This window comes from Streptomyces sp. NBC_01723 (assembly GCF_036246005.1).
GTDB lineage: Bacteria > Actinomycetota > Actinomycetes > Streptomycetales > Streptomycetaceae > Streptomyces.
The window spans coordinates 758,597-781,711 of the sequence record NZ_CP109171.1 but is presented as its reverse complement, the minus strand read 5'-3'; the positions used below and the strand labels follow the sequence as shown (position 1 = coordinate 781,711).

22 protein-coding genes are annotated in these 23,115 nt (G+C 73.3%); 10 read left to right on the top strand and 12 right to left on the bottom strand.

What is annotated here, in order from left to right:
- Positions 1 to 72: 72 nt before the first annotated feature.
- Both OIE75_RS03660 and OIE75_RS03655 read left to right on the top strand, forming a co-directional pair.
- Positions 73 to 672: a CGNR zinc finger domain-containing protein gene (locus tag OIE75_RS03660; RefSeq protein ID WP_329469481.1), complete on the top strand. Its 600-nt coding sequence runs from the start codon at positions 73 to 75 to the stop codon at positions 670 to 672.
- Positions 673 to 730: 58 nt separating this feature from the next.
- Positions 731 to 1,228 (top strand): hypothetical protein, encoded by a 498-nt coding sequence (locus OIE75_RS03655; RefSeq protein ID WP_307009604.1) that lies wholly within the window; start codon positions 731 to 733, stop codon positions 1,226 to 1,228.
- 8 nt (positions 1,229 to 1,236) lie between these two features.
- On the opposite strand, the gene OIE75_RS03650 is transcribed toward OIE75_RS03655, so the two are convergent.
- Entirely contained in the window at positions 1,237 to 3,171 is a 1,935-nt protein-coding gene (locus OIE75_RS03650) for an N-acetylmuramoyl-L-alanine amidase (RefSeq protein ID WP_329469480.1), read from the bottom strand.
- A 263-nt stretch (positions 3,172 to 3,434) separates the two neighbouring features.
- Positions 3,435 to 4,580 carry an aminoglycoside phosphotransferase family protein gene (locus OIE75_RS03645; protein ID WP_329469479.1) on the bottom strand — a complete coding sequence of 382 codons (1,146 nt, stop codon included), beginning with the start codon at positions 4,578 to 4,580 and terminating at the stop codon, positions 3,435 to 3,437.
- 290 nt (positions 4,581 to 4,870) lie between these two features.
- Between OIE75_RS03645 and OIE75_RS03640 the strand changes: the two genes are divergently transcribed.
- The gene (locus tag OIE75_RS03640) at positions 4,871 to 6,379 is read left to right on the top strand and encodes a DNA-binding protein NsdB (protein WP_307009600.1); all 1,509 of its coding nucleotides are present in this window, start codon (positions 4,871 to 4,873) and stop codon (positions 6,377 to 6,379) included.
- Between the two features lie 15 nt (positions 6,380 to 6,394).
- On the opposite strand, the gene OIE75_RS03635 is transcribed toward OIE75_RS03640, so the two are convergent.
- The 4 genes from OIE75_RS03635 to OIE75_RS03620 all read right to left on the bottom strand — a co-directional run bounded on the left by OIE75_RS03635 (position 6,395) and on the right by OIE75_RS03620 (position 11,923).
- A complete protein-coding gene (locus OIE75_RS03635) occupies positions 6,395 to 7,723 on the bottom strand; it encodes a PP2C family protein-serine/threonine phosphatase (protein ID WP_329469476.1) in 1,329 nt (442 codons plus the stop codon).
- A gap of 271 nt (positions 7,724 to 7,994) precedes the next feature.
- On the bottom strand, positions 7,995 to 9,014 hold the full coding sequence (locus OIE75_RS03630; protein ID WP_329469475.1) for a Gfo/Idh/MocA family protein: 1,020 nt from the start codon (positions 9,012 to 9,014) through the stop codon (positions 7,995 to 7,997).
- A 124-nt stretch (positions 9,015 to 9,138) separates the two neighbouring features.
- A complete protein-coding gene (locus OIE75_RS03625) occupies positions 9,139 to 10,233 on the bottom strand; it encodes a baeRF3 domain-containing protein (RefSeq protein WP_125490376.1) in 1,095 nt (364 codons plus the stop codon).
- A 79-nt stretch (positions 10,234 to 10,312) separates the two neighbouring features.
- Positions 10,313 to 11,923 carry an alpha/beta hydrolase gene (locus OIE75_RS03620; protein ID WP_307017720.1) on the bottom strand — a complete coding sequence of 537 codons (1,611 nt, stop codon included), beginning with the start codon at positions 11,921 to 11,923 and terminating at the stop codon, positions 10,313 to 10,315.
- Between the two features lie 257 nt (positions 11,924 to 12,180).
- On the opposite strand from OIE75_RS03620, the gene OIE75_RS03615 reads away from it, so the two are divergent.
- Positions 12,181 to 12,888, top strand: coding sequence for a chaplin (locus OIE75_RS03615; protein ID WP_329469474.1), 708 nt, complete (start codon positions 12,181 to 12,183; stop codon positions 12,886 to 12,888).
- A gap of 75 nt (positions 12,889 to 12,963) precedes the next feature.
- Here the strand turns inward: OIE75_RS03615 and OIE75_RS03610 are convergent, their stop codons facing one another.
- Positions 12,964 to 13,449: a nucleoside deaminase gene (locus tag OIE75_RS03610; RefSeq protein ID WP_307009587.1), complete on the bottom strand. Its 486-nt coding sequence runs from the start codon at positions 13,447 to 13,449 to the stop codon at positions 12,964 to 12,966.
- A gap of 155 nt (positions 13,450 to 13,604) precedes the next feature.
- Here OIE75_RS03610 and OIE75_RS03605 point away from each other — a divergent pair, with 155 nt between their 5' ends.
- Entirely contained in the window at positions 13,605 to 14,564 is a 960-nt protein-coding gene (locus OIE75_RS03605) for an SDR family oxidoreductase (RefSeq protein ID WP_307009585.1), read from the top strand.
- Positions 14,565 to 14,575: 11 nt separating this feature from the next.
- Here the strand turns inward: OIE75_RS03605 and OIE75_RS03600 are convergent, their stop codons facing one another.
- Together OIE75_RS03600 and OIE75_RS03595 are read right to left on the bottom strand one after the other, a co-directional pair.
- The gene (locus tag OIE75_RS03600) at positions 14,576 to 14,845 is read right to left on the bottom strand and encodes a GlsB/YeaQ/YmgE family stress response membrane protein (RefSeq protein WP_329469471.1); all 270 of its coding nucleotides are present in this window, start codon (positions 14,843 to 14,845) and stop codon (positions 14,576 to 14,578) included.
- A 168-nt stretch (positions 14,846 to 15,013) separates the two neighbouring features.
- Positions 15,014 to 15,454, bottom strand: coding sequence for an SPW repeat protein (locus tag OIE75_RS03595; protein WP_307009580.1), 441 nt, complete (start codon positions 15,452 to 15,454; stop codon positions 15,014 to 15,016).
- A gap of 514 nt (positions 15,455 to 15,968) precedes the next feature.
- Between OIE75_RS03595 and ssuE the strand changes: the two genes are divergently transcribed.
- Positions 15,969 to 16,547: an NADPH-dependent FMN reductase gene (gene ssuE, locus OIE75_RS03590; RefSeq protein ID WP_329469470.1), complete on the top strand. Its 579-nt coding sequence runs from the start codon at positions 15,969 to 15,971 to the stop codon at positions 16,545 to 16,547.
- 90 nt (positions 16,548 to 16,637) lie between these two features.
- Positions 16,638 to 17,804: an LLM class flavin-dependent oxidoreductase gene (locus OIE75_RS03585; RefSeq protein WP_329469469.1), complete on the top strand. Its 1,167-nt coding sequence runs from the start codon at positions 16,638 to 16,640 to the stop codon at positions 17,802 to 17,804.
- A 30-nt stretch (positions 17,805 to 17,834) separates the two neighbouring features.
- Here OIE75_RS03585 and OIE75_RS03580 read toward each other — a convergent pair whose 3' ends face one another.
- Complete coding sequence (locus OIE75_RS03580) at positions 17,835 to 18,890, bottom strand: acyl-CoA dehydrogenase family protein (RefSeq protein ID WP_329469468.1); 1,056 nt, start codon at positions 18,888 to 18,890, stop codon at positions 17,835 to 17,837.
- 256 nt (positions 18,891 to 19,146) lie between these two features.
- On the opposite strand from OIE75_RS03580, the gene OIE75_RS03575 reads away from it, so the two are divergent.
- From OIE75_RS03575 to OIE75_RS03565, 3 genes are all read left to right on the top strand, one after another.
- Positions 19,147 to 20,037: a glycoside hydrolase family 19 protein gene (locus OIE75_RS03575; protein WP_307009572.1), complete on the top strand. Its 891-nt coding sequence runs from the start codon at positions 19,147 to 19,149 to the stop codon at positions 20,035 to 20,037.
- Between the two features lie 115 nt (positions 20,038 to 20,152).
- Positions 20,153 to 20,545, top strand: a complete 393-nt coding sequence (locus tag OIE75_RS03570; protein WP_307009570.1) for a VOC family protein — start codon at positions 20,153 to 20,155, stop codon at positions 20,543 to 20,545.
- A gap of 45 nt (positions 20,546 to 20,590) precedes the next feature.
- Positions 20,591 to 21,667: an adenosine deaminase gene (locus OIE75_RS03565; RefSeq protein WP_329469467.1), complete on the top strand. Its 1,077-nt coding sequence runs from the start codon at positions 20,591 to 20,593 to the stop codon at positions 21,665 to 21,667.
- Here OIE75_RS03565 and OIE75_RS03560 read toward each other — a convergent pair.
- Positions 21,652 to 22,164, bottom strand: coding sequence for a mycothiol transferase (locus OIE75_RS03560; protein WP_307009567.1), 513 nt, complete (start codon positions 22,162 to 22,164; stop codon positions 21,652 to 21,654). The genes OIE75_RS03565 and OIE75_RS03560 overlap by 16 nt on opposite strands.
- Positions 22,165 to 22,189: 25 nt before the next feature.
- Positions 22,190 to 23,074: a LysR family transcriptional regulator gene (locus tag OIE75_RS03555; RefSeq protein ID WP_329469464.1), complete on the bottom strand. Its 885-nt coding sequence runs from the start codon at positions 23,072 to 23,074 to the stop codon at positions 22,190 to 22,192.
- Positions 23,075 to 23,115 lie beyond the last annotated feature (41 nt).

Sequence of the window (23,115 nt, the reverse complement as noted above, 5' to 3'; positions counted from 1 at the left end):
GGGCGCCCCGTCGCCCGCTCTCCCGTACGGGGCCGCGCTCCTGCGCACCCTGCCCTGCCTATCATCGGCCGCATGCAGGACTCAGTCAGCAGGGACGCCCGGATCGCCCTCGACCTCGCCCTGACCGTCCGGCACGACGGGCACGGCGGGGTCGCCGACGACCTCGCCGACCCCGCCGGGCTCACCGCCTGGGTACGGGCCCACCCCGGCCTCGCGGCGGACGCCGAGACCGCCGACCCGGCCGCCGTCCGGGACGTGCGGGCCGCCGCCCGCGCCCTCTTCGCCCGCGCCGTGCGTCCGGGCGAGCCGAGCCCGGCCGACGCCGCCCGGCTGCTGCCCGTCCCCGAAGCCCTGCGGCGCTTGAACGAGGCCGCCGCCCGGACCCCCACCGTCCCCGTCCTGCACTGGGCCGACGCCGGCGCCCCCGTCGTCCGCGCCGCACCCGCGCCCGGCGCCCGGCCCGACCTCACCGCCGCGCTCGCCCAGGCCGTGATCGGCTTCCTCGCGGGACCCGACCGGCAGCGGCTGCGGGCCTGCCACGCACCGCGCTGCGTGCGGTACTTCCTCAAGGACCATCCGCGCCAGGAGTGGTGCAAACCGTCCTGCGGCAACCGGGCCCGGGTCGCCCGCCACCAGCAGCGCCGGCGGCGGACCGCCGAGCCTCGGCCATAGCCGGAACAGCCGCCCGCCCGCACGCCGTCCGCGGGGTCCGGCCACGTACCATGGCGGCATGTCGTTCCTCCGCCGCCGCAGCGCCACGCCCGCCGGGCCCGACTTCGACGTACTGGCCATGGACCCGGGCGACTGGCCCGGCAATCTGGGCGCCGGCCTGCTGCCCGCGCCCGACGGCAGCTGTCAGGGCGTCTTCCTGCGCTACGACCTGTTCGGCGGCCGCGGCCCCGCGATGATCATCGGCAACCTGCCGGCCGGCTCCCCGGCCCGCGAGGTCCCCGACGGCGACATCCCCTTCGAGGTCGCCCAACTGCTGCTCGCGCTGGAGAACGACGAGGAGGTCACCGTCGTCGGCGCCGAGGACGTGCCGGTGATGCAGGGCGACAACCTGCTCATCGTGCGCCGCCTCAAGCTCTCCGAGGGCCGGATCTCCTGCGTGCAGTTCGACCGCAGCGACGGCGTGCTGGTGACCATCGCCGCCTGGGACCGCCCGATCACCGACGACCTGTACGCCCTGCTGAAGCCGCTCCCGGCGGAGCTTTTCCAGCAGGGCTGACCCGGCGGCTACCGCACGGTCGAGAGCGTGACGTCGGCGGCGCGCACGTAGCCGACCCGGTGGCCGTACTGGATCTCGTAGTACTGGTCCTCGCCCCGCACCACCCGGTGGGAGGCCGAGTCGAACCCGACCGCGTAGTAGTACTCGCCGGGAACCTTCTCCCCGACCACGTACTTCTGCCCCCTGCCCAGCGCGTACGGCAGCGGCGACACGGTCTGGGCGGGCACGTCCGCCGGGTAGGCGGCCTTCTCCGGGTACGCCCTTCCGTACACGGGGACGCTGTCCAGCCCCTTCCTCGGGGTGATCACCCGGCCCGAGGCGGGCACCGCCGCCGGGCTCTTCGCCGGGTCGTGGAACCAGGCCTTCTGGCCCAGGTACCAGATGGCCGTCCAGTCCCGCCACCGGTCGGCCACCGCGTACTGCTGCCCCGTGGAGACCCGGGACGACAGGTCGTTCACGCCCGTCGTCGGGGCCGAGCCGAGGCCGATGTCCTTGATCAGGGGCGCGTTCACGTCATGGTCGGAGTAGAGCCGCACCGCGCTGGAGCCGTGCGTCGCGCAGGGCTCGCCCGCCTTCTCGCAGCCGGTGTACTCCGGGCGGTTGGCGGAGTAGTCGGGGCGGATCGTCACCACGCCGGACTTCCGGCCCGCGGTCGGCTCCAAGGGGCGGCCGAGCAGCCGGAAGTAGTGCCGCCAGTCCCAGTACGGTCCCGGGTCGGTGTGCATGCCCGGGATCGTCGCGGTGGTGGTGCCCGGGACGGTGTCGTGGCCCAGGATGTGCTGCCGGTCCAGCGGGATGTCGTACTTCCTCGCCAGGTACTTCACCAGCCGCGCCGAGGAGCGGTACATGGCCTCCGTGTACCAGGCGTCCGGCTCCGCCAGGAAACCCTCGTGCTCCAGCCCGATCGACTTGGCGTTGACGTACCAGTTGCCCGCGTGCCAGGCCACGTCCTTCGCCTTCACGTGCTGGGCGATGTGCCCGTCGGTGGAGCGGAGCGTGTAGTTCCAGGAGACGTAGGTGGGGTCCTGGACCATGTTCAGGACACCGTCCCAGGCGCCTTCCGTGTCGTGCACGACGATGTACCGGATGCGCTGCGAGGCGGGCCGTTTCCCCAGGTCGTGGTTGCCGTAGTCGCCGTCGCCGAACTCCTCGTACGGCGCCGGGATCCACTCGCAGGACACCGACTTCGGGCACTCGGTGCCGGTGGCCGAGGCGGTGCGCAGGCCCGCGTCGCCCAGCTGCGCCGTGTCCGGGGCCACGCCCGGACGGGCGGCCAGGGTGACGCGCTGCCCGGCGTCCGTGGTCCGTCGCTCACCCGCGCGGATCACCTCGAACACGTCGTTCGCGTACGCGGCCGCCGTCGCCGCGTCCTCCGCGCCCGAGAAGCGTGCCACCGCCCCGTACCAGTCCGCCGGGTCGGCGCTGAGCGGCTCACCCAGGTCCCGCTGGGCGGCGGCCAGCAGCGCGGCGCCGCCGGACACGTTCGCGGCCGGGTCGGTGCGCAGGGCCTCGGGGCTCAGGCCGGTCAGCTCGGCCGCCTTCGGCAGCGTCGTCAGCCGGTCCGGCAGGGCGGCGGCGCGCGTGGCCCTGGCCTTCGGGTGCAGCGGGGCGCGGGCGTCGTCGCCGCGCGGGTCCTCGGTGCCCTCGTCGTGGTGCGAGGTCCCGGCCAGGGCCGTGCGGGCGTCGGTCAGGTGCAGCGGACCGTAGCCGCCGGTCACGCTGGGCGCTCCGCCGTGCGCGTCCCAGCGGGACTGGAGGTAGGAGACGCCGAGCAGGACGCTCTGCGGCACCCGGTACTCGGCCGCCGCGGTGGCGAACGCCCGCTGGAGGCGGTCCGTGGCGGGCGGCGCGTCGGAGGGGCCGGCGGCGGACGGTGCCGCGCCGAGCAGTGGCAGCAGCAGCGCGGCGCCGGCCAGGGCGGGCACCAGGGGGGACCTTCGCAAAGCGGCCTCCTGTGACGGTCGGACGTGCGGGGGACGTGCGGGGCCGGGCGTGGGTCAGTGTTACCCGGCGGTCCGATGATCCGTCAATCATGCCGTCATGGCGGCGATTTCCCACGTCAGCAAGGTGCCCGGCGAGTTTCGTGGCGGCGGGGCACCGGCCTGCGCGGCGTCAGTGGCGTACACCAATGGCCCTTGCACGTACCTGGACGCACAAAGTCCGCGGTGCGCCCCGAGGGGCACACCGCGGACCGTCGTCCTTCGGGTCAGCGCGTGCCGACCGCCGCCCGCACGGCCCGGCGGGCCATCTGGCAGTCGTCGTGCAGCCGGCGCAGCAGCAGCCGCTGCTCCTCGCCGGTCGGCGTGGCACCGGGGTGGGCCGGCGTGGCCGACGGGGCCGGCGCCGAGTCGTGCATCGAACGCTGCACGGCCGTCTCGTAGGTACGGATCTCCCTGGTCAGTACGAGCATCAGGTTCACCAGGAAGGCGTCGCGCGCCGCGGTGCCCGTCGACTGGGCGATCTGGCTGATCTGACGGCGGGCCACCGGGGCGTCGCCGAGAACCGCCCACAGTGTCGCCAGGTCGTAGCCGGGCAGGTACCAGCCGGCGTGCTCCCAGTCCACCAGGACCGGACCGGCCGGCGACATGAGGATGTTGGACAGCAGCGCGTCACCGTGGCAGAACTGCCCCATGCCCTGGCGTCCGCTCGCGTGGGCGATGCCGTGCAGCAGTTTCTGCAGGTCGCCCAGGTCCCGGTCGGTGAGCAGCCCCAGCTCGTGGTACCGGGAGATCCGGGCCGCGTAGTCCAGCGGGGCGTCGAACGCCCCGGCCGGCGGCCGCCAGGCGTTCAGCCGGCAGACCGCGCCCAGCGCCGCCCTGATGTCCGCGCGCGGCGGGGCCTCCACGGGGTGCCGCTGCAGCGCGGCCACCCGTCCCGGCATCCGCTCGATGACCAGCGTGCCGTTGTCCGGATCCGCCGCGATCAGCCTCGGCACCCGCACCGGAGGGCGCTGCCGGACGAACGAGCGGTATGCCCCTATCTCGTGCCTGATCCGCTCCGACCACGCCGGAGAGTGGTCCAGTAAGCACTTGGCGACCGCCGTACTGCGCCCGGTCGTCCCGACCAGGAGCACGGAGCGCCCGCTGCGGCGCAGGACCTGCACGGGTGAGAACTCCGGGCAGATGCGGTGCACGGAGGCGATCGCCGTGCGCAGTTGGGCCCCCTGGGGGCCGGACAGGTCGATTCTTCCGCTGAGCGGCTGCGTGCCGGGCCCCGCGCCGCGCCGCGCCCTGCCTGCCCCGAGCACCGGGGCCGCCGGACGCGCGGGGGCGAGATAGGGGCCGCCGCCCGCCGCCGGGCGGGGGTGCAGCGAGCGCTGCGGGGCGGACACGGAGGACGATGCTGCGTACATGGGCGAGACAGATCCCTTCGTGTGCCTGCTGTGCCTGCCTGAAGACCGGTGCCCGTCCGTGGTGTCCGGAGGAGCGTGTCTTCCGTAAGCCGTCGCGCCGCCCGACCGGCCGCCCGGGGGTCACCCTGGGGAGTAACTCCACGGCAACCGGGTCGGGGTGGCGCATTCCTACCTGACACCCGGCCGCCCCTGGCACACCATCTGGCGCACCCTGGCGAACGGTGGCGAATAGTCGCCCGGCAACCCGCACCGGGCTACTGTCAACTCAGCCGAGAACCTGGGGGCTTGACGTGAGCGGAGAACCCAACACCCGTCTGTCGGACCTGTTCGGCCTGGCCGGCTGGTCCAAGGGCGAGCTCGCGAGGCTGGTGAACCGGCAGGCGGCGGCCATGGGCCACCCCCAGCTGGCGACCGACACCTCGCGGGTGCGGCGGTGGATCGACATGGGAGAGATCCCGCGCGATCCGGTGCCGCGGGTGCTGGCGGTTCTGTTCACCGAGCGACTCGGCCGTGTCGTGACCATCGAGGACCTCGGTCTGGTCCGGCACGGGCGCGCGGGGAAACGGCAGGGCGGCGGGAGCGAGGAACATCCCGACGGAGTGCCGTGGGCGCCCGAGCGGACTGCGGCGGTCCTCACCGAATTCACGGGAATGGACCTCATGCTCAACCGACGCGGCTTGGTGGGCGCGGGCGCCGCGCTCGCCGCGGGCTCCGCACTCAGCAGCGCCATGCACGACTGGCTGCACACCGACCCGGCCCTCGCGGCCGATGCCCCCGACCTCCGCCAACCCCTGCACGCCGACCCCGCCGGGTTCGACCGCTACGAGGCCGCCCCCATCGGGTCGCAGGAAGTGGAGGAACTGGAGCGCTCGGTCGAGGTGTTCCGCGCCTGGGACGCCGCCCGTGGCGGCGGGCTCCAGCGCAAGGCCGTGGTGGGCCAGCTCAACGAGGTGGGCGGCATGCTCGCCTACCACCACCCACCCCATCTCCAGCGGCGCCTGTGGGGCGTCGCCGCCAACCTCGCCGTCCTCGCGGGCTGGATGTCGCACGACGTCGGCCTGGAACCCACGGCCCAGAAGTACTTCGTCATCGCCGCCCACGCCGCACGCGAGGGCGGCGACCGGCCCCGGGCCGGGGAGGCGCTCTCCCGGGCGGCCCGCCAGATGGTGCACCTGGGCCGGCCCGACGACGCGCTCGACCTAATGAAACTCGCCAAGTCCGGCTCCGGCGACCAGGTGCTGCCGCGCACCCAGGCCATGCTCTGCACCATCGAGGCCTGGGCACAGGCATCCATGGGCAAGGGCCAGGCCATGCGCCGCACCCTCGGGCGGGCCGAGGACCTCTTCGTCTCCGACAAGGCCGACGTGCCCCCGCCGGACTGGATGCAGACGTTCAAGGAGGAGGACCTGTACGGCATGCAGGCCCTCGCCTACCGGACGCTCGCCGACTTCGAGCCGGGGGCGGCCGCGCACGCCCAGTACTACGCGGAGAAGGCGCTGGCCCTGCGGATCGACGGCCGGCAGCGGTCGAAGATCTTCGACTATCTGTCCATGGCCTCCGCCTGCTTCATCGCCGACGACCCCGAACAGGCGGACCGGTACGCGCGCCTGGCCCTGGTGTCGATGGGGTCCAACTCGTCCCAGCGGACCTGGGACCGGCTGCGGCAGATGTACCGGCTCACCGCCGAGTACGCCGGATACCCGAAGATCCAGGAACTGCGCGAGGAGATCGAACTGGCGCTGCCCAAGGGCAAGTCGGCCAGGGGAAAGGGGAAGGGCGGCAGCGTCGCACCGGCGTAGGGGGCGACGCGTCGTTCAGGGTGTCACCCGGGCCACCAGCACGCAGGCGTCGTCCATCGGCGCCGGGGACGCGGCGAGTTCACCGGCCGCGATCCTTACCCCGTCCCGCGCGGAGCCCGACCCGGTCAGCCGGGGGGCGAGGGAGAGGAGGTGTGCCACGGCCGCGGGCTCCGTCGCGCCGGTGTGCAGGAGCAGCAGGTCACCCGGTTCGAGGGTCGCCTCGCCCTGTCCGGTCAGCGCACGTCCCGCTCCCGCGCGGAACAGCAGCGGTGGGACCGGGTGCCCGGCCCCGGCCCAGGTCAGGGCGCGGGTGCGGGGCGCGTAGCCGCAGTACACGGCGGAGCGGACGGGCGGCAGGGCGGTGGCTTCGAGTAACCCGGCCAGCCGGTCGGGGAGTCGTTCGGGACGGATCCCCGCCAGCGCCAGGCCCCGCAGGGCGCCGATCAGCATCACCGCGCCCTGCACCCCGCCGGTGTCCACGCCGGGGAGGTCGCCGGCGGCGAAGAGGGTCTCGTCGCCGGTGAGCGGACACGCGTCGTACCAGGCGCTGTGCCGGGGCGCGTGGTCCGACGAGGGCAGGTACCCGGCGGCCAGGTCGAGGCCCGGCCGTCCCTGGTGCGGGAACCGCAGGAGGCCGTGCCAGGGCGCGGACGCTGCCTCCCGCGGTTCTACCGCGGCCCGTGACCCGGTGTCCGCGGGCGGCGGGCGGTGACGGAGCGAGTCACGGGTCTCGCTCACCGCCCGCTGGCTGCGGCGCAGTTCGCTGACGTCCCGCAGCACCGCCCACATGGAGGCGGTGCTGCCGTCGGCGTCGAGCACGGGCTCGCCCATCATGTGCACGGTGCGCACGGTGTCGTCGGGGCGTACGACGCGGAACTCCCCGTCGATGGGCCGGCCGTCGACGAGGCAGTCCGTGACCATCGTGGTCAGCTTCGGGCGGTCCTCGGTGAGGACCAGCGACGGGAGTTCGTCGAGGCTGAGCGGGGTGGAGGCGGGGTCGCGGCCGAGGATCTGGAACAGTTCCCCGGACCAGTCGGCCTCGTCCGTCAGCAGGTTCCACTCCGCGCTGCCGACCCGGCTGAGCAGCGAACCGGGCCGGGGTGCGGGCGCCGGGCCGTCCCGGAGCTGCGCCAAGTGCGCGTCGAGGTCGGTGAGTTGGTGCAGCGCCAGGTCGTACAGCGCGCGTTGCCACCGTCCCCGGGGGTCCGCGGCCTCGCCCTGGCTGTCCCGCCGCACCGCGTCCACGTCGCCCCGCAGCCGCCGCGCCTGCGATATGAGCGACTCGACCGAGCCGCGTCCCGGCGGCTGGGCGGCGGGGTGGTCCGCGGAGAGATGGGGCGACATGACGCACTCCGATGTGCAGACGGTACGACCAGGGTGAACCGGGGCCGGCGGAAGGACCGTTACGACTGTTGCACAGCCCGCGACGGCTCGTAAGGGATTCGGCAACACACGATACGGTGGTGCTTCCGGCATATGCCAGCGTCTTGGCGGAGTGACGTGGGTACGTGGGCGGCGTACGTGCGGCTAAGCTCAAGTCGTAGAGTCTCTACGGGACTTGGCGGGTGCCGCAGCCCGGAGGCGTCGTCGCCCTGGTGTTCGGTGGATCCTTGTTCTATGCCGGGTCGTGGAGGGCCGGCCGCGGTGCCAGTTCGACCGGCGTGCGCTCACCCGTCTCCAGTGCCCGCACCCCGGCCTCGGCGACCGCGGAGGCGGCGTACCCGTCCCAGGCACCGGGACCGGTGACCAGGCCGCGGCGGGTGGCGTCCACCCAGTCCTGGACCTGGCGGTCGTAGGCGTCGGCGAACCGTACGAGGTAGTCCTGCGGCACCTCCTCACGGGCGCCGCCCGCCGCCGTCACCAGCATGCCGTGCGCCTCGCCGATCCGGGCGCTGCCTGCCTCGCAGACGGCCTCGCAGCGCACCTCGTAGCCGAAGCCGCAGTTGACGAAGACCTCCACGTCCACGAGCGCGCCGCCGTCGGTCTCGAACAGCACCAGCTGCGGATCGAGCAGGCCCTCGGGTGCCCCCGCCGACGGCCGCGGCCGGAGCACGGTCACCGCGCTCAGCTCCTGTCCCAGCAGCCAGCGAGCGGCGTCGATCTCGTGCGAGACGGAGCTGTTGACCAGCATCGCCGAGGTGAAGTGCGGCGGCGAGGAGACGTTGCGGTGGACGCAGTGCAGCATCAGGGGCCGGCCCAGCCGCCCGCCGTCCAGCAACGACTTCAGCTGCCGGTACTCGGTGTCGTACCGGCGCATGAACCCGATCTGTGCCAGCCGCCTGCCGAGCCGCGCCTCCGCCTCCACCACGCGCAGCGCGCCCGCGGACTCCGGCACCATCGGCTTCTCGCACAGCACCGGCAGCCCCCGCTCGAACGCGGCCAGCAGGGCCTCCTCGTGCGCCTCGCCGGGCGAGGCGATCAGGACCGCCCGGACGCCCGGTGCGTCGAGCGCGGCGACGGCGTCCGTGTGCACAAAGACGCCGTCGATGCCGCCCACGGCCTCCCTCGCCCGTTCCGCGTCGGGGTCCGCGACCGCGGCGACCCTGGCGCCGCTCACCACCGCGTCGAGGCGCCGTACGTGGTCGGCGCCCATGTGGCCCGCGCCCAGGACCGCCACACCCAGAAGTTCGCTCACGCTCCGCCGGCTCCTTCCCCGTCCGCCGCGCACCCGCGGGCGGCGGGCGCGTGTACGGCGAACAGGGTTTCATGGTCGTCACCGTCGTCAAGAGGGGACGGTCCGCGAGGCGCGAGCGCCGGCGTCAGTAGCGCAGCACCCCCGCGATGCCGTCCGCGTCCGCGAGCGCGCCGTCCGGCACGAAGCGGACGTCGGCACCGGTCTCCAGGCACTGCTCCACGATCTCGTCCACGATGTCCTCGCGGGCATCGAGGTCCCCGTCGAACGCCGGGAGCAGGTGCTCCCCGTCGTCGCGCATCGTGACCTTGAAGTTCTCCTCGACGGCGAGCAGCCGGACCCGGCCGCTGTGGGCGCTCTCCCACAGCTCGTCGACCCCGGCCGCGAAGTCCTTGCGCCCGCGGGCCGCGTCCAGCTCCCTGGCCACCGCGGCCACGGACCCCTTCGCCTCGTCGTCGAGCACCTGCCGCACGGCCTGCCACACGGCCTCGGGCGTGCCGTGCGCGAGGCCGCCGTGCGGGACCAGCACCGCGCCCGCGGCGAGGGTGCCCGCCTCGTCGAACAGGGACAGCGCGGGCTCGGGCCCGGTGACGTACAGCGGCCGGGGATGCGTGCGCAGGATCCTGCCCATCGCGGTGTCGGCGTCCCGCAGGAACCGGCGGGTGCCCTCGTCGCGGAAGGTGCTCGGGGCGTCGCCGATCCGCTCCTGGCGTTCGGGGTCGAAGTCCTCGGCGGGCCGGTCGAAGGGGAATCCGCCGAGGTGTTCCTCGACGACCCGGTCCGCGCCGCCGCTCCACAGCTTGACGCGGTCGGCGGCGACCGACAGCACCCAGAACGGCCGCTCGGCGGCCTGCGCGGCGACGAGGTTGCGGGTCAGGAAGGTGTCCGAGAGGACCACCCGCTCGGGCACGGAACGGGCCAGTGTCCAGACCTGGTGCTCACCCGGAGCGGCGAAGATCGCCAAGCCGTCCTCGGCGTAGGTCAGATCGACCTCGGCGAGGGCCCGGTCGAGCTCCCGGGAGACGTCGGTACGGCGCTCGCGGGTGACCGCGGGATCGTCCTCCAGCTGTTTCTTGGCCGCGGCGACCACGTTGCGCAGCCGGACCCGGTCCTGGGCGTTGTCCGGTTCGCGGCGGTGGGTCGGCGTCAGCACGGACACGGCCGGATACGGCCGGGGGCGCCGCAGCTCGGCGAGGGTGGCGGGACTCAGATCGTGCTCCATGTCAGCACGATAGGACCGTTGGACGGATAGGGCATATCGATCACATCGGACGGTCGGGGCGGCCGGTGCTGTCGGGCGCTCAGCCGGTCTCGCCCTCGCCGTTCTCCGGTCCGCAGGAGCTGCCGTCGGGCGGCAGGGAGCCGTAGAGCAGGAAGTCGTCGACCTTGCGGTGCACGCACTCGGAGGACGCGTACCCGGTGTGTCCCTCGTCCCGGTTGTCGAGGACCACGGCCGAGGACCCCAGCCGCTCGGCGGTCTCCGTGGTCCAGCGGTACGGCGTGGCCGGGTCGCCCCGGGTGCCGACGAGCAGCATCCTGGCGGTGTCGAGGTCCTTCACGTCGTCGCGGATGTAGTCGGTGCCCCGGGGGCGCCCGTAGCACATGAGCACCTGGGTGAGGCGGTACCGGCCGAAGACCGGCGACACCTCCTCGTACCGCGCGCGAAGCCGGTCCAGGGACCCGGTGACCTCGGCGGCCGAGGGGCGGTCGGGGTCGTCGGCGCAGTTGACCGCCATCAGGGCGGCCGGGAGGTTGTCCATGGGTATGTCCTCCTCGTCCGTGAGACCGGCGCCCGCGGGCTCCCGGCCCGCCGCGACCGACCCCGCACGGACCGGGAAGGTGACGCCGCCGGAGGAGAAGCCCTCCAGGCCCCGGGTGTCGCCGTCGTCCAGCAGCTGCGCCAGCGCCCGCTGCAGCGAGGGCCACAGCTCCTGGCTGTACAGCGCCTGGCCTATGGCGCCCACCATGTCCTGACCGGAGAAGGGCTCCCCGAAGGCCGACGGCACCGGATCGGCGTCGAGCGAGGCGACGAGCCGCTCGACCTGCTCCCGGGCGGCCCGGGCGTCCTGGCCGAACGGACAGGCGATGTCCTCCACGCACCAGTCGAGGAAGTTCTCCAGCGCCGTCTGCTGACCCCGCGCACCCGCCAGCCCCTGCTCGGCCAGCGGTTCGGTCAGCGTGTCCACGCCGTCCAGCACCATCCGGCCCACCCTGTCCGGGAACCGGGCGGCGTAGACCGCGCCCAGCCGGGTGCCGTAGGAGAAGCCCAGGTAGTTGAGCCGGCCGTCGCCGAGGGCGCTGCGCATCACGTCCATGTCGCGGGCGGCGTCGACCGTGCCCATGTGGTGCAGCACGGGCCCGGAGTACTTCGCGCACTCGGCCGCCGCGTCCCGCAGTCGTCCGAGCACGTCCTCGGGGTCGGTGACCGACTGGTCCCCGCCCGTCGCCTCGATGATCTTCATGGTGGCCGGGCCGCAGGTCACGGGGGAGGACCGGCCGACGCCGCGGGGGTCGAAGGTGACCACGTCGTAGCCGTTGGTGAGATGCATGAAGTCCTTGCCGCCGAAGGAGAGTTCGCTGACCCCCGAGCCGCCGGGACCGCCGAAGTTCAGCAGCACCGAGCCGCGCGATTCGCCGGTCGCCCGGAACCGGGCCAGCGCCAGGTCGAGGGTCTCGCCCTTCGGCCGGTCGTAGTCGAGGGGGACGGTGACCTTCCCGCACTGGAGATCCTTCGGCATCTCCATGCCCTCGCACGCCGACCAGGTGACCTTCTGGTCGTAGAACCGGGACAGATCCGGTCCGGTGTCCCGTGCGGCCGCCGCGGGCAGCCCCGCGCCCAGCAGGGACAGGCCGAGCGCCCCGCTGACCGCGCAGCGCCGGACCGAGGGCCGAGTCGACGGCTTGGCCTGCATCGATGCCTCCCGGGCGCCCTGTCGCGGACCCGTGGTCGGCGCCACTCGATCACCATAAGCGGGCCTCGCACCCGGCGCCTCCGGGCGCGGACGGCCGGCGGGGGGCATGCGCGGTCGCCCGGCGCACGACAGCGTTTGTTCGATGAACCGTCCACTCGATGGGGTGAAAGACCGATTAGCCATAACTCGGATGGTGCGCCCGCGTTTTAACCGGTGCGGGCGAGTGCCCGCGATGATGTCTGGAAGGCAGGGACCGCATGAGAAGGGTTACCCGAAACGGTGTGCTCGCCGTCGCCGCCTCCGGCGCGCTGGCGGTGACCATGCCGGCGTACGCGGCGTTCGCGTCCGACGGTGCCACCGCCGACGGCGCCTCGGCCGGTTCGCCGGGTCTGATCTCCGGCAACACCGTCCAGCTCCCGGTGGACGTACCGGTCAACGTGTGCGGCAACACCGTGAACGTGGTGGGGCTCCTCAACCCGGTCGCGGGCAACGCCTGCGCCAACACCGGGAAGGGCGGTACGTCCCACGAGTCGGACGCGGCGCACAAGGGGACGGGCGCCGCCGGCACGTCGGGCGGCGCGCACGCCGAGGGGAGCGGAAAGGATTCACCGGGCGTGCTGTCCGGCAACGGCGTCCAGTTGCCGGTGCATCTCCCGGTCAATGTCAGCGGCAACAGCGTCAATGTGGCCGGCATCGGCAACCCGGCCGTCGGCAACGAGTCGACGAACGGCTCCGACGACGACCCCGAGCCCCCGCCGCGGGCCCCCGCCGAGCCCGAGCCGTCCGCGCCCGAGAAGGAGCGCGCCGAGCCGGAGCCGGTCCCGCACGCCGCACCGCCGAGCGAGTCGGCGGTCCTCGCCCACACCGGGGCGGATCAGACCCTGCCCGTGCTCGCGGGCGGCGCGGCGCTCGTCCTCGGCGGCGCCGTCCTCTACCGGCGTTTCCGCCCGGGTGCCGAGAGCTGACCGGGGCCCGGTCGTACATTCCGGGGCGCCCTTCCGTCCGGAGGGGCGCCCCGCCCGTTCGCGCGGCCCGCGCGCTCAGCCGCGCCCTTCGTGAAACCGCCGGTGCAACGCGCGGATCTCCTCGGTGAGTTCCGGTACCGGCCCGTCCACGGCCACGCCGGGCGCCACCTCCCGCACCGCCAACGGCCGCACCGGCGGGGCCGGGACGCCCAGCTCCGCCAGCCAGCCGCCCAACTGCTCGGACGAGGCGACGTACACGATGCGCCCCAGGCCCACCCAGGCGTGCGCGGCGGCGCACATCGGGCAGTGCTCCCCGGACGTGTACACCGTGGCCGCGGCCCGCTCGCCGGGGCTGAGGTGGGCGGCGGACCAGCGGGCCAGCTCGAACTCCGGGTGACGGGTGCGGTCGCCGCCGGCCACCCGGTTGCGGTCCTCGGCCAGTACCGTGCCGTCCGCGTCGGCAAGCACCGAACCGAACGGCTCGTCGCCGGCCTCCAGAGCCCGCGCCGCCAGCTCCACGCACCGGCGCAGATGCGGCAGTTCGACATCCTTCACGACCATGGCGTGCGGCCTTCCTCGTGACGTGGCCCCCGTCCCTCAGCCTATGTCCGCCCGGCTTCCGGCGTGCTTGCTATCACCACTCGTGACAGTTACAGTCTCTAACGGAAGCGAATAGCAATAGCCGTGCAAGGCACGTACTGGAAGAGGAGCGCCCCATGCCCGCCGTCACCCCGCTGTCGCACGCCCCGCACACCGTCCTCGGATCAGGCCCGGCCGGGACCGCGCTCGCCCGTGAACTGGTACGCAGGGGGCACCCCGTCCGCCTGGTGGACCGGCGGGGCGAGGGCCCCGCGGTCGAGGGTGTCGAGCGGTTCGCCGCCGACGTCAGCACGGTCGAAGGCGCCCGGGCCGCCATAGCCGACGCGGACGTGGTGTACCACTGCGTCAACGTCGCCTATCACCTTCAGGTCGAGGTGATGCCCCGCGTCCAGGAGGCCGTTCTGGCCGCGGTCGAGGAGAGCGGCGTCCGCCTCGTCGTGCTCGACACGCTCTACCCGTACGGCGAGACCGGGGGAGCGGTGATGACCGAGGACAGCCCCTGGCGGGCGACGAGCCGCAAGGGCCGGATGCGTGCCGAACTGGACGAGCGGTACCTCGCCGCACACCGGGCCGGCCGGGCCCGGGTGGTCCTGGGCCGCAGCGCCGACTTCGTCGGTCCCGGCGTACTCAACTCGTCCCTCGGGGCGGCCGTCTTCCCCGGCGCGCTCACCGGCAAGGAGGTCGTGGGCTTCGGCGACATCGACCTGCCGCACAGCTACACCGGCATCGCGGACGTGGCGGCCGGTCTCGCGACCCTCGGTGAACGTCCGGAGGGCGACGGCCGGGTCTGGCACCTGCCCACCGCGCCGGCCGTGACCACGCGCGAGATCCACACGATGATCGAGAAGCGGGTGGGCCGGCCGCTCGACGTCGTGCTGCTCGCCCGGCCCCGCGCCTTCGGCCCGTTCGACGAGCAGTTCATGGCCGAGTACGAGGAGATGTTCTACCAGCACACGGAGCCGCAGATCGTGGACTCCGGGGCCTTCGAGCGGTTCTTCGCGGTGGCCCCCACGCCGCTCGCGGACACCCTGGACGCGACCGTCACCTGGTACGAGGCGTGGCTCGCCGACCGGTGACGGTCAACGCCTCAGCGGCCGGGTCGCGACCGGGACCGGTCCAGTGCGGCCACGCCGACCGCGGCCAGCCCGATCTGGATGAGCCACTCGATCCAGTCCACGCCGTCGGTGTCGGCCACGTCGAACGCCGAGGCGACCGCCGACCCGAGCAGCGCGGCCAGGATGCCGACAGCGATCGTCCACAGGACGCCGATGCGCTGGCGCCCCGGGATCACGAGGCGGCCCAGGACGCCGATGACGATACCGATGACGATGGCGCTGATGACGCCGTCGATTTCCATGGCCACCCCACTTCGTCAGGTCCCCCGCTGTAGTGCTTCTGCCCACTGCGGACAGGTGCAGTCCGCCACGCTCCGACCTGCCCCGGGCCGTCGTGGGGGACCTCTCCGGGCGCGCGCGGGCCGGCCCGCGCGTGAGCGGACCGGCCGTGCGGCTCCCTTCCCGGGTGTCTAACTCTTGGGGGCGCTCCGCGCCGCCGTACCGGCGCAGACCATGCCCAGGACCAGGGCCAGCGCGCCGATGATGATGTTGTTCCAGATGACGCCGGCGTCCGGGCCCGAGCCCACGATCCACGGCGAGATGATCATCCAGACGCCCATCGCGCACATGGCCCAGCTCAGGCCGTACATGCGCTCCGGGGCGCGGGTGAATCCGAGGGCCAGCAGACCGATGGCGATGCCCACGATCAGGTTGTGGGCCACGAGCGAGGGCTGGCTGGTGGTGAAGTGGAGTATCCACGGGGACACGGCGCAGTAGAGGCCGAGCAGGAACACCGGCCCGTCCACGAGCGCCACGTCACGGCCACCGAGCATGCGCGCGTAGCGTTCCTGCATTTCCGGGGCGTCGGGGTGGCTGGTGATGTCACTTCTGGAGTGTGAGACGTGGGCCATGAGTCGTCTCCTTCGACTTGCAGGGCCAACCGCTTCGGTTGCGGTGTGCGGTAGCGCCGCATAAGGGTATTCTGCTCTTATTTTTCCCTTATGTGTAGTCGGGAACCCCGTCTGTCACGCCCGTGTGAAATCCGCGTCCGCGGGACGAGACCGGCCCTGGCCTCCTTGACCCTGTTCGACGGCGGCTGCCACGATCGACGGCATGCCAACGCGACCGGATCTCACGCGGCGACGCCACGTCGACCTCGCGCGCGTCTTCAGCGCCTCCTGTCGCACCGCGGCCTGATCGCGCCGATCCGCCGCCCCCTTCTCACCCCGCCGCACCGGCCCGGCACCGCACTGCGAGCGACTCCCCGCACCGCCCGAACCGGTGGCCGCCCAGGCTCCCGTCCGGCCCGGTGCTTCCCATGTCCCGGCCCAGTGGCTCCCGGAGGGGAGGACGGACCGGGAATTCCGCCGCGCGCCCCGGCCGGAAGGCGCGCACCGCCTTCCCGCCTTCCCGAAAAGAGGACCCATGGCCACCGTCCTGTCCGTCTCCGGCAGCCCTTCCGCCTCCTCCCGCACCCACCGGCTGCTGCGCCACCTCGACGAACGGCTGACCGCGCAGGGCCACGACGTGATCCCGCTCGACGTCCGCACCATCCCCGCCGAAGCGCTGCTCGGCGCGGACTTCAAACACCCCGCCATCACCGAGGCCGCCGCGCTGTTCGCCCGTGCCGACGGCGTCGTCGTCGGCACCCCCGTCTACAAGGCGTCCTACTCCGGCGTACTGAAGGCACTGCTCGACCTGCTTCCGCAGTACGCCCTCACCGGCAAGACGGTGCTGCCGCTCGCCACCGGCGGCTCCACCGCCCACGTCCTGGCGATCGACTACGCGCTCCGCCCGGTGCTGAACTCCATGGGCGCCGCACACATCGTGCAGGGCTGGTTCACGCTGGACCGGGACATCACGGCGCACGAGGACGGGTCGGTCGGCGTCGCACCGGGCTCGGCGGAGGCACTCGCCCACGTGGTCGACCAGTTCTCGGCAGCCCTGGGCACTCCGGTGGCGCCGCCCGTGCCGGCCCCGCCCGTGCTGGCCGCGGCCGTCTGACCGGCGCGCCGCGACCGTACGCGGCTCGCCCTTCCGCTTCCCGCCCGGCGCCCGGACGCCGTGGCCGAACGTCCTCGAACGGAGATCCCCTTGTCGTCCCTCACCTTCCACTGGTTCCTGCCCACCAGCGGCGACAGCCGCGACGTCGTCGGCGGCGGCCACGGCGCCCCGGACACCGCCACCGGCCCCGGGCGCCGCCGGCCGCCGACGGTGGCCTATCTCGGGCAGATCGCGCGCGCCGCCGAGAACCTGGGCTTCGCCGGCGCGCTCACGCCCACCGGTGCCTGGTGCGAGGACGCGTGGCTGGCCACCGCGATGGTCTCCCAGGCCACCGAGCGCCTGAAGTTCCTGGTCGCCTTCCGCCCCGGCTTCGTCTCACCCACGCTCGCCGCGCAGATGGCGTCCACCTTCCAGCGGCAGACCGGCGGACGGCTGCTGCTCAACGTCGTCACGGGCGGCGAGAGCCGCGAGCAGCGGGCCTACGGCGACTTCCTGGACAAGGACGCCCGCTACCGGCGCACCGGAGAGTTCCTGCACGTCGTGCGGGAGTTGTGGCAGGGCGGCACCGTGAACCTGCGCGGCGAGCACCTCCAGGTCGAGGACGCGCGGCTCACGAGGGTCCCCGACCCCGTGCCCGAGGTGTACTTCGGCGGCTCCTCGCCCGCCGCGGTCGAGGTCGCCGCCCGGCACGCGGACGTGTACCTGACCTGGGGCGAGCCGCCCGCGCAGGTCGCAGGCAAGATCGCCCGGCTGCGGGAGGCGGCCGCGCGCGAGGGCCGCACCCTGCGCTTCGGCATCCGGCTGCACGTCATCACGCGCGACACCGCGGCGGACGCCTGGGCCGAGGCCCACCGGCTGCTCGACGGCTTCGACCCGGACACCGTGCGGGAGGCGCAGGCCAACCTCGCCCGCAGCGAGTCCGAGGGGCAGCGGCGCATGCTCGCCCTGCACGGCGGCTCCCGCGACGCCCTGGAGATCCATCCCAACCTGTGGGCCGGGATCGGCCTGGTGCGCGGCGGTGCGGGCACCGCCCTGGTCGGCGGCCACGACGAGGTCGCCGAGCGGATCGCCGAGTACCACGCCCTCGGCATCGACGAGTTCGTCCTCTCCGGCTATCCGCACCTGGAGGAGGCGTACTGGTTCGGCGAGGGCGTCCTGCCGCGCCTCGCCGCCCGGGGACTCTGGCGCCACCCCGAGCACGCGGGTGCCGGTGCCGGTGCCGGTGCCGAAGAGAGGGTGCTGCCGGTCGCCGTCTAGCCGTCCCGGGCGTCCCTGGCGGCCAGCCGCCTAGACGGAGGCCAGCGCCGCCAGGTGGGCCTCGCGGACCGTGGCCGTCTGGCCCTGGATCAACAGGAACACCGCCTCCCGCGCGATCCGTTGGGCCGGGCTGTCCACGCTCGTGGCCCGCCCGCCCCCGGCCACGACCGCGGCGGTCGTGGCCGCCCGCAGCAGCTCGTACGCCCGCGTCCGCAGAGCCAGCCGCTCCTCGACGTGCTCGTGCGGGACGGGGTGGTCGGCGAGCGCGTACGCCCGCTCCCGCACCTCGTCCAGCCGCGCGCGCAGGCCGTCGGCCGCGCCGCGCTCGGCGGGCGCGGCGCCGAGCAGGTCCAGCGCGGCGTACCCGAGGCCGAAGACCGCCGGAGACGTGTTGGTGCTGCGGGGTACGTCGACGCGGGCGAACTCCTCGCGGGGCGTGCGCAGTACGACCGACTCCTCCGGTACCCACAGGCCGTCCAGCGTCAGCGACACCGTGCGGGCCGCCGTCAGCGCCACCAGCCGCATCGGTGCCGACGCCCGCAGCTCCGGCTGCTCCCGGGCGTCGGCGAAGGCGAACACCACCTCGTCGGCGTCCGTCACGCCCGCGAGCAGCATCAGGTCGTTCAGGCCCCAGCCCGTGTACCAGGGCACGGCGCCGTCGAAGCGCACCCCGCCGCGCTCGACGGTGGCCCGCACCGGCACCCGGGGGTGGGCCCGGACGTGCGCGTAGGCGATGCCCGCGAGCAGTTCGCCGGTGGCGAGCGGACGCAACAGGCGTTCGCGCACGGCGAGTCCGGGCTCCGCCTTCGCCAGCAGCCGTACCGGCGTGTGGTGCTGGGTCTGCACGAACCACGTGGAGCAGCACGCCCCGGCGAGGATCTCGGCGACCTCCCTGGCGACCCGGTCCGGGGCGCCGGCCCCGCCGGACTCCGTGGGCGCGCTCACCCCGAGCAGCCCGGAGCGCCGGACCGCCTCGATGTGACTCCTGGGCACGACGTCCTGGTCGACGCGCTGGGCGGACGGGGCGAGCAGGTCGTCGGCGAGCCGGTGCGCCTCGGTGACGAGCGGGTGGGTCGTGGTGGTCATACGGCGATTCTCCCGACCGGTTCCGGACGGTGACGAGCGGGCGCGGTACGGCGAGTCCCCGCCAGGCCGGAAACCGGCCCGAGTCCGACTGGTCTACACCCTTGACTGGTACAGACCAACGCGGTTGAGTGTGCGTCACACCCCCCACTACGGCCGCCCCCGACGCCGTGACCGGCCAGGCCGGCGCGTGCGCGCAAGGCATCGCCCCGGCCTGCCTTGCGCGGGAGCGGCCGTGCCCGTCAAAGGAGGCAGTCCTGTGTCGAGGCGTCGAATCTCCGCCCTGGTGGCCGTGCTCGCCCTCGCGGGCGCCGTGCCCGCCCTCCTGCCCGCCACCGAGGCGTCCGCCGCCGCGTGTTCGAGCTACCCGGCCTGGACGGCGGGCAAGAACTACAACGCCGGCGACATCGTCCGCTACACCGACGGCAAGGCGTACATCGCCGAGCACGCCAACCCGGGCTACGACCCGGTGATCAGCACCTGGTACTGGGAGCCGTACGCCTGCGGCGGCGGCCCGGGTACGCCGGTCGGCAACTTCGTGGTGAGCGAGGCCCAGTTCAACCAGATGTTCCCGGGCCGGAACTCCTTCTACACCTACAGCGGCCTCACCGCCGCGCTCAGCGCCTACCCCGGCTTCGCCAACACCGGCGGCGACGCCACCAAGAAGCAGGAGGCCGCGGCCTTCCTCGCCAACGTCAGCCACGAGACCGGCGGACTCGTGCACGTCGTCGAGCAGAACACCGCCAACTACCCGCACTACTGCGACTGGAACCAGCCCTACGGCTGTCCGGCAGGCCAGGCGGCCTACTACGGTCGCGGGCCGATCCAGCTCAGCTGGAACTTCAACTACAAGGCCGCGGGCGACGCGCTCGGCATCAACCTGCTGGGCAACCCCTGGCTGGTGCAGAACGACGCGGCCGTCGCCTGGAAGACCGCCCTGTGGTACTGGAACACCCAGTCCGGACCGGGCAGCATGACCCCGCACAACGCCATGGTCAACGGCGCCGGGTTCGGCCAGACGATCCGCTCCATCAACGGCTCCCTGGAGTGCGACGGAAGGAACCCGGCGCAGGTCCAGAGCCGCGTCACCAAGTACCAGCAGTTCAGCCAGATCCTCGGCGTCTCCCCGGGCGGCAACCTGTACTGCTGAGCCGCCCCGGGTCCACCCGTCGGCCGCGTCCCGCTCCGGCAGGACGCGGCCGACTTGGCGTTCGGGAGTTTTACGTATAACCTCTCCCGTCAATCGTCCGTCCGGAAGGGTCCCGATGACACGTATCGCCCTGGTCACCCTCGTCGTCGACGACTACGACGAGGCGATCCGCTTCTACACCGAGGCCCTCGGTTTCCGCCTGGCCGAGGACGCGCCCCGGCCCGACGGTTCCCGCTGGGTGGTCGTCGAACCCGGCACCCCCGGGCAGGGCGTCGCGCTGCTGCTGGCCCGCGCCAAGGGGGAGGCCCAGCGCTCCCGGATCGGCGACCAGACCGGCGGGCGGGTCGGCTTCTTCCTGCACACCGACGACTTCGCCCGCGACCACGCCCGCATGGCTGCCGCCGGCGTGACCTTCCTGGAGGAGCCCCGGCACGAGCCCTACGGCTCGGTCGCCGTCTTCCAGGACCTCTACGGCAACCGCTGGGACCTGCTCCAGCCCGCCGCCTGAACCCTCCCGATCGTCCGCTCAGACCCCGCCGAGGAACCACCGCACATGTCATCTACGCGCATAGACGCCGAAACCCTCCGCCGCCTCCCCAAGGCCGTGCTGCACGACCACCTCGACGGCGGCCTGCGCCCCGCGACCGTCGTGGAGCTGGCCGCGGCCGTCGGCCACACCCTGCCCACCACCGACCCCGACGAGCTGGCCGCCTGGTACTACGAGGCCGCCAACTCCGGTGACCTGGTGCGCTACATCGCCACCTTCGAGCACACCCTCGCCGTGATGCAGAACCGCGAGGGCCTGCTGCGCACGGCCGAGGAGTACGTCCTCGACCTCGCCGCCGACGGCGTCGTCTACGGCGAGGTCCGGTACGCCCCCGAGCTGATGACCGGCGGCGGTCTGACCCTCGCCGAGGTCGTCGAGACCGTCCAGGAGGGACTGGCCGCCGGGATGGCCAAGGCCGCGGCGGCCGGCACCCCGGTCCGGGTCGGCACCCTGCTGTGCGGCATGCGGATGTTCGACCGCACCCGCGCCACCGCCGACCTCGCGGTGGCCTTCCGGGACGCCGGGGTCGTCGGCTTCGACATCGCCGGCGCCGAGGACGGCTTCCCGCCCGCCGACCACCTCGACGCCTTCGAGTACCTGCGCCGTGAGAACGTGCCCTTCACCATCCACGCCGGCGAGGCGCACGGCCTGCCCAGCATCCACCAGGCCCTCCAGGTGTGCGGCGCCCAGCGCATCGGCCACGGCGTGCGCATCACCGACGACATCCCCGACCTCGCCTCCGGCAAGCTGGGCCGCCTCGCGGGCTGGGTCCGCGACCGGCGGATCGCCCTCGAGATGTGCCCGACCTCCAACCTCCAGACCGGCGCCGCCACCTCGATCGCCGAGCACCCCATCACCGCGCTGAAGGACCTCGGCTTCCGCGTCACCCTGAACACCGACAACCGCCTGGTCTCGGGCACCACGATGACCCGCGAGATGTCCCTGCTCGTCGAGCAGGCCGGCTGGAGTACCGAGGACCTGCGCACGGTGACGGTGAACGCACTCAAGAGCGCCTTCATCCCCTTCGACGAGCGCAACGCCCTGATCGAGGACGTCGTCCTGCCGGCCTACGCGGCGCTCTGAACGAGCCCGCGCACATAGGCGGCCTGTCCGACGTGCTGGAGATCGTCGGACAGGACGCTGACCAGCCGCACGCCCAGGGTGACCGGCGGGTCCCAGTTGTCGTCCACGACCCGCTCCAGGTCCTTGGCGGTCAGGGAGCGCAGGGCCCCGAGCGTCTGCTCGTGCACGGCGTCGTAGTAGCCGGTCAGCAGGTCGCCCGAGTCGACCCGCACCTTCGCGACCTCGGCGGGGCTGTGGCCGTACCCGGTGTCCCGGCGGGGCAGGCCGAGGCCGAAGCGCTTCTCCCACTCGCCGGTCAGCCACACCTGGTCGAGACCGAAGGCGTCCGCGACGTGGTCGTCCTGGACGCGGGTGAGATGCCAGACGAGCCAGGAGACGGAGTTGGCCTCGCCGGCGGGGCGGGTGTTCAGGCCGTCGGGGTCCAGGCCCTCGACGGCGGCGTGGACTTCTTCCTGGATACGGGCGTAGCCCTCGATGAGGATGTCCTTCGCATGCATACGTCCACCATCGCGCAGTCCGCCCTCACCCGCTCCCCGTTTCCAGCAGCCCCATCAGCGCCCGCGCCGCGGGGCTGGTCGCCTGGGCGGGCGGCAGCAGCGCGATGGTCTCGTACTCCGTCCCGCCCGCGTCCTTCAGCGGCAGCGAGGTGAGGGCGGCCCGCTTGTGCCGGAAGTGCCGCGGCACCACCGCGATACCGAGGTTCTCGTCGATCAGGTCGAGCAGCCCGTGCACGTCGTTCACCTCCAGCGGCACGGTCCGCCGTACGCCCGCCGCGGCGAAGACGGCGTCGGTGACGCGGCGCGGACCCCAGTCCGGGTGGAAGTCGACGAAGACCTCGTCGGCGAGATCGTGCGGGGTGAGCACCGCGCCGTCCGCCGCGAGCCGGTGGTCGGGGTGGCACAGCACCGTCATCGGCTCGCCGGACAGCGGGACCGAGCGCAGCTGTTCGGTGTCGGCCTGGGTGCGGTAGGCGAAGGCCAGGTCGAGCCGCCCGGCCGCCACCTCCTCGGCCAGCTCGCCGGAGCCCGCCTGCCGCAGCCGGATCTCCACGTCCGGGTGGAGCCGCCGGAACGCGGCCAGCAGCCCCGCCACCGGCACCCCGGCGATGCACTGCTCGGCGCCCAGCGAGAGCGTGCCGCGCAGCACCCCCTGCACGGCGGCCACCGCCTCGTGCGCCGACCGCACCTGGGCGAGGATCCGCTCCGCCTCGCCCAGCAGCGCCCGCCCGGCCTCCGTCAGCGTCACCCGGCGGGTGGTCCGTACGAACAGCGGCGCCCGCAGTTCCCGCTCCAGCGCCCGGATCGACGCCGACAGGCCCGACTGGGACACCAGCAGCCGCTCCGCCGCACGGGTGAAGTGCTGGTCCTCGGCGACCGCCACGAAATGCTGAAGATGACGCAGTTCCATGATTGAGAAGCGTAACCGCGCAATCCCATCGGATTCTTCTG

Bases quoted from the DNA above. Each gene is read 5' to 3' on its own strand.
- OIE75_RS03560 (WP_307009567.1), bottom strand. From the start codon at position 22,164: ATGCATGCGAAGGACATCCTCATCGAGGGCTACGCCCGTATCCAGGAA.
- OIE75_RS03565 (WP_329469467.1), top strand. From the start codon at position 20,591: ATGTCATCTACGCGCATAGACGCCGAAACCCTCCGCCGCCTCCCCAAG.
- ssuE (WP_329469470.1), top strand. From the start codon at position 15,969: ATGGCCACCGTCCTGTCCGTCTCCGGCAGCCCTTCCGCCTCCTCCCGC.
- OIE75_RS03655 (WP_307009604.1), top strand. From the start codon at position 731: ATGTCGTTCCTCCGCCGCCGCAGCGCCACGCCCGCCGGGCCCGACTTC.
- OIE75_RS03605 (WP_307009585.1), top strand. From the start codon at position 13,605: ATGCCCGCCGTCACCCCGCTGTCGCACGCCCCGCACACCGTCCTCGGA.
- OIE75_RS03600 (WP_329469471.1), bottom strand. From the start codon at position 14,845: ATGGAAATCGACGGCGTCATCAGCGCCATCGTCATCGGTATCGTCATC.
- OIE75_RS03635 (WP_329469476.1), bottom strand. From the start codon at position 7,723: ATGTCGCCCCATCTCTCCGCGGACCACCCCGCCGCCCAGCCGCCGGGA.
- OIE75_RS03660 (WP_329469481.1), top strand. From the start codon at position 73: ATGCAGGACTCAGTCAGCAGGGACGCCCGGATCGCCCTCGACCTCGCC.
- OIE75_RS03610 (WP_307009587.1), bottom strand. From the start codon at position 13,449: ATGGTCGTGAAGGATGTCGAACTGCCGCATCTGCGCCGGTGCGTGGAG.
- OIE75_RS03580 (WP_329469468.1), bottom strand. From the start codon at position 18,890: ATGACCACCACGACCCACCCGCTCGTCACCGAGGCGCACCGGCTCGCC.
- OIE75_RS03570 (WP_307009570.1), top strand. From the start codon at position 20,153: ATGACACGTATCGCCCTGGTCACCCTCGTCGTCGACGACTACGACGAG.
- OIE75_RS03615 (WP_329469474.1), top strand. From the start codon at position 12,181: ATGAGAAGGGTTACCCGAAACGGTGTGCTCGCCGTCGCCGCCTCCGGC.
- OIE75_RS03555 (WP_329469464.1), bottom strand. From the start codon at position 23,074: ATGGAACTGCGTCATCTTCAGCATTTCGTGGCGGTCGCCGAGGACCAG.
- OIE75_RS03625 (WP_125490376.1), bottom strand. From the start codon at position 10,233: ATGGAGCACGATCTGAGTCCCGCCACCCTCGCCGAGCTGCGGCGCCCC.
- OIE75_RS03620 (WP_307017720.1), bottom strand. From the start codon at position 11,923: ATGCAGGCCAAGCCGTCGACTCGGCCCTCGGTCCGGCGCTGCGCGGTC.
- OIE75_RS03645 (WP_329469479.1), bottom strand. From the start codon at position 4,580: ATGTACGCAGCATCGTCCTCCGTGTCCGCCCCGCAGCGCTCGCTGCAC.
- OIE75_RS03595 (WP_307009580.1), bottom strand. From the start codon at position 15,454: ATGGCCCACGTCTCACACTCCAGAAGTGACATCACCAGCCACCCCGAC.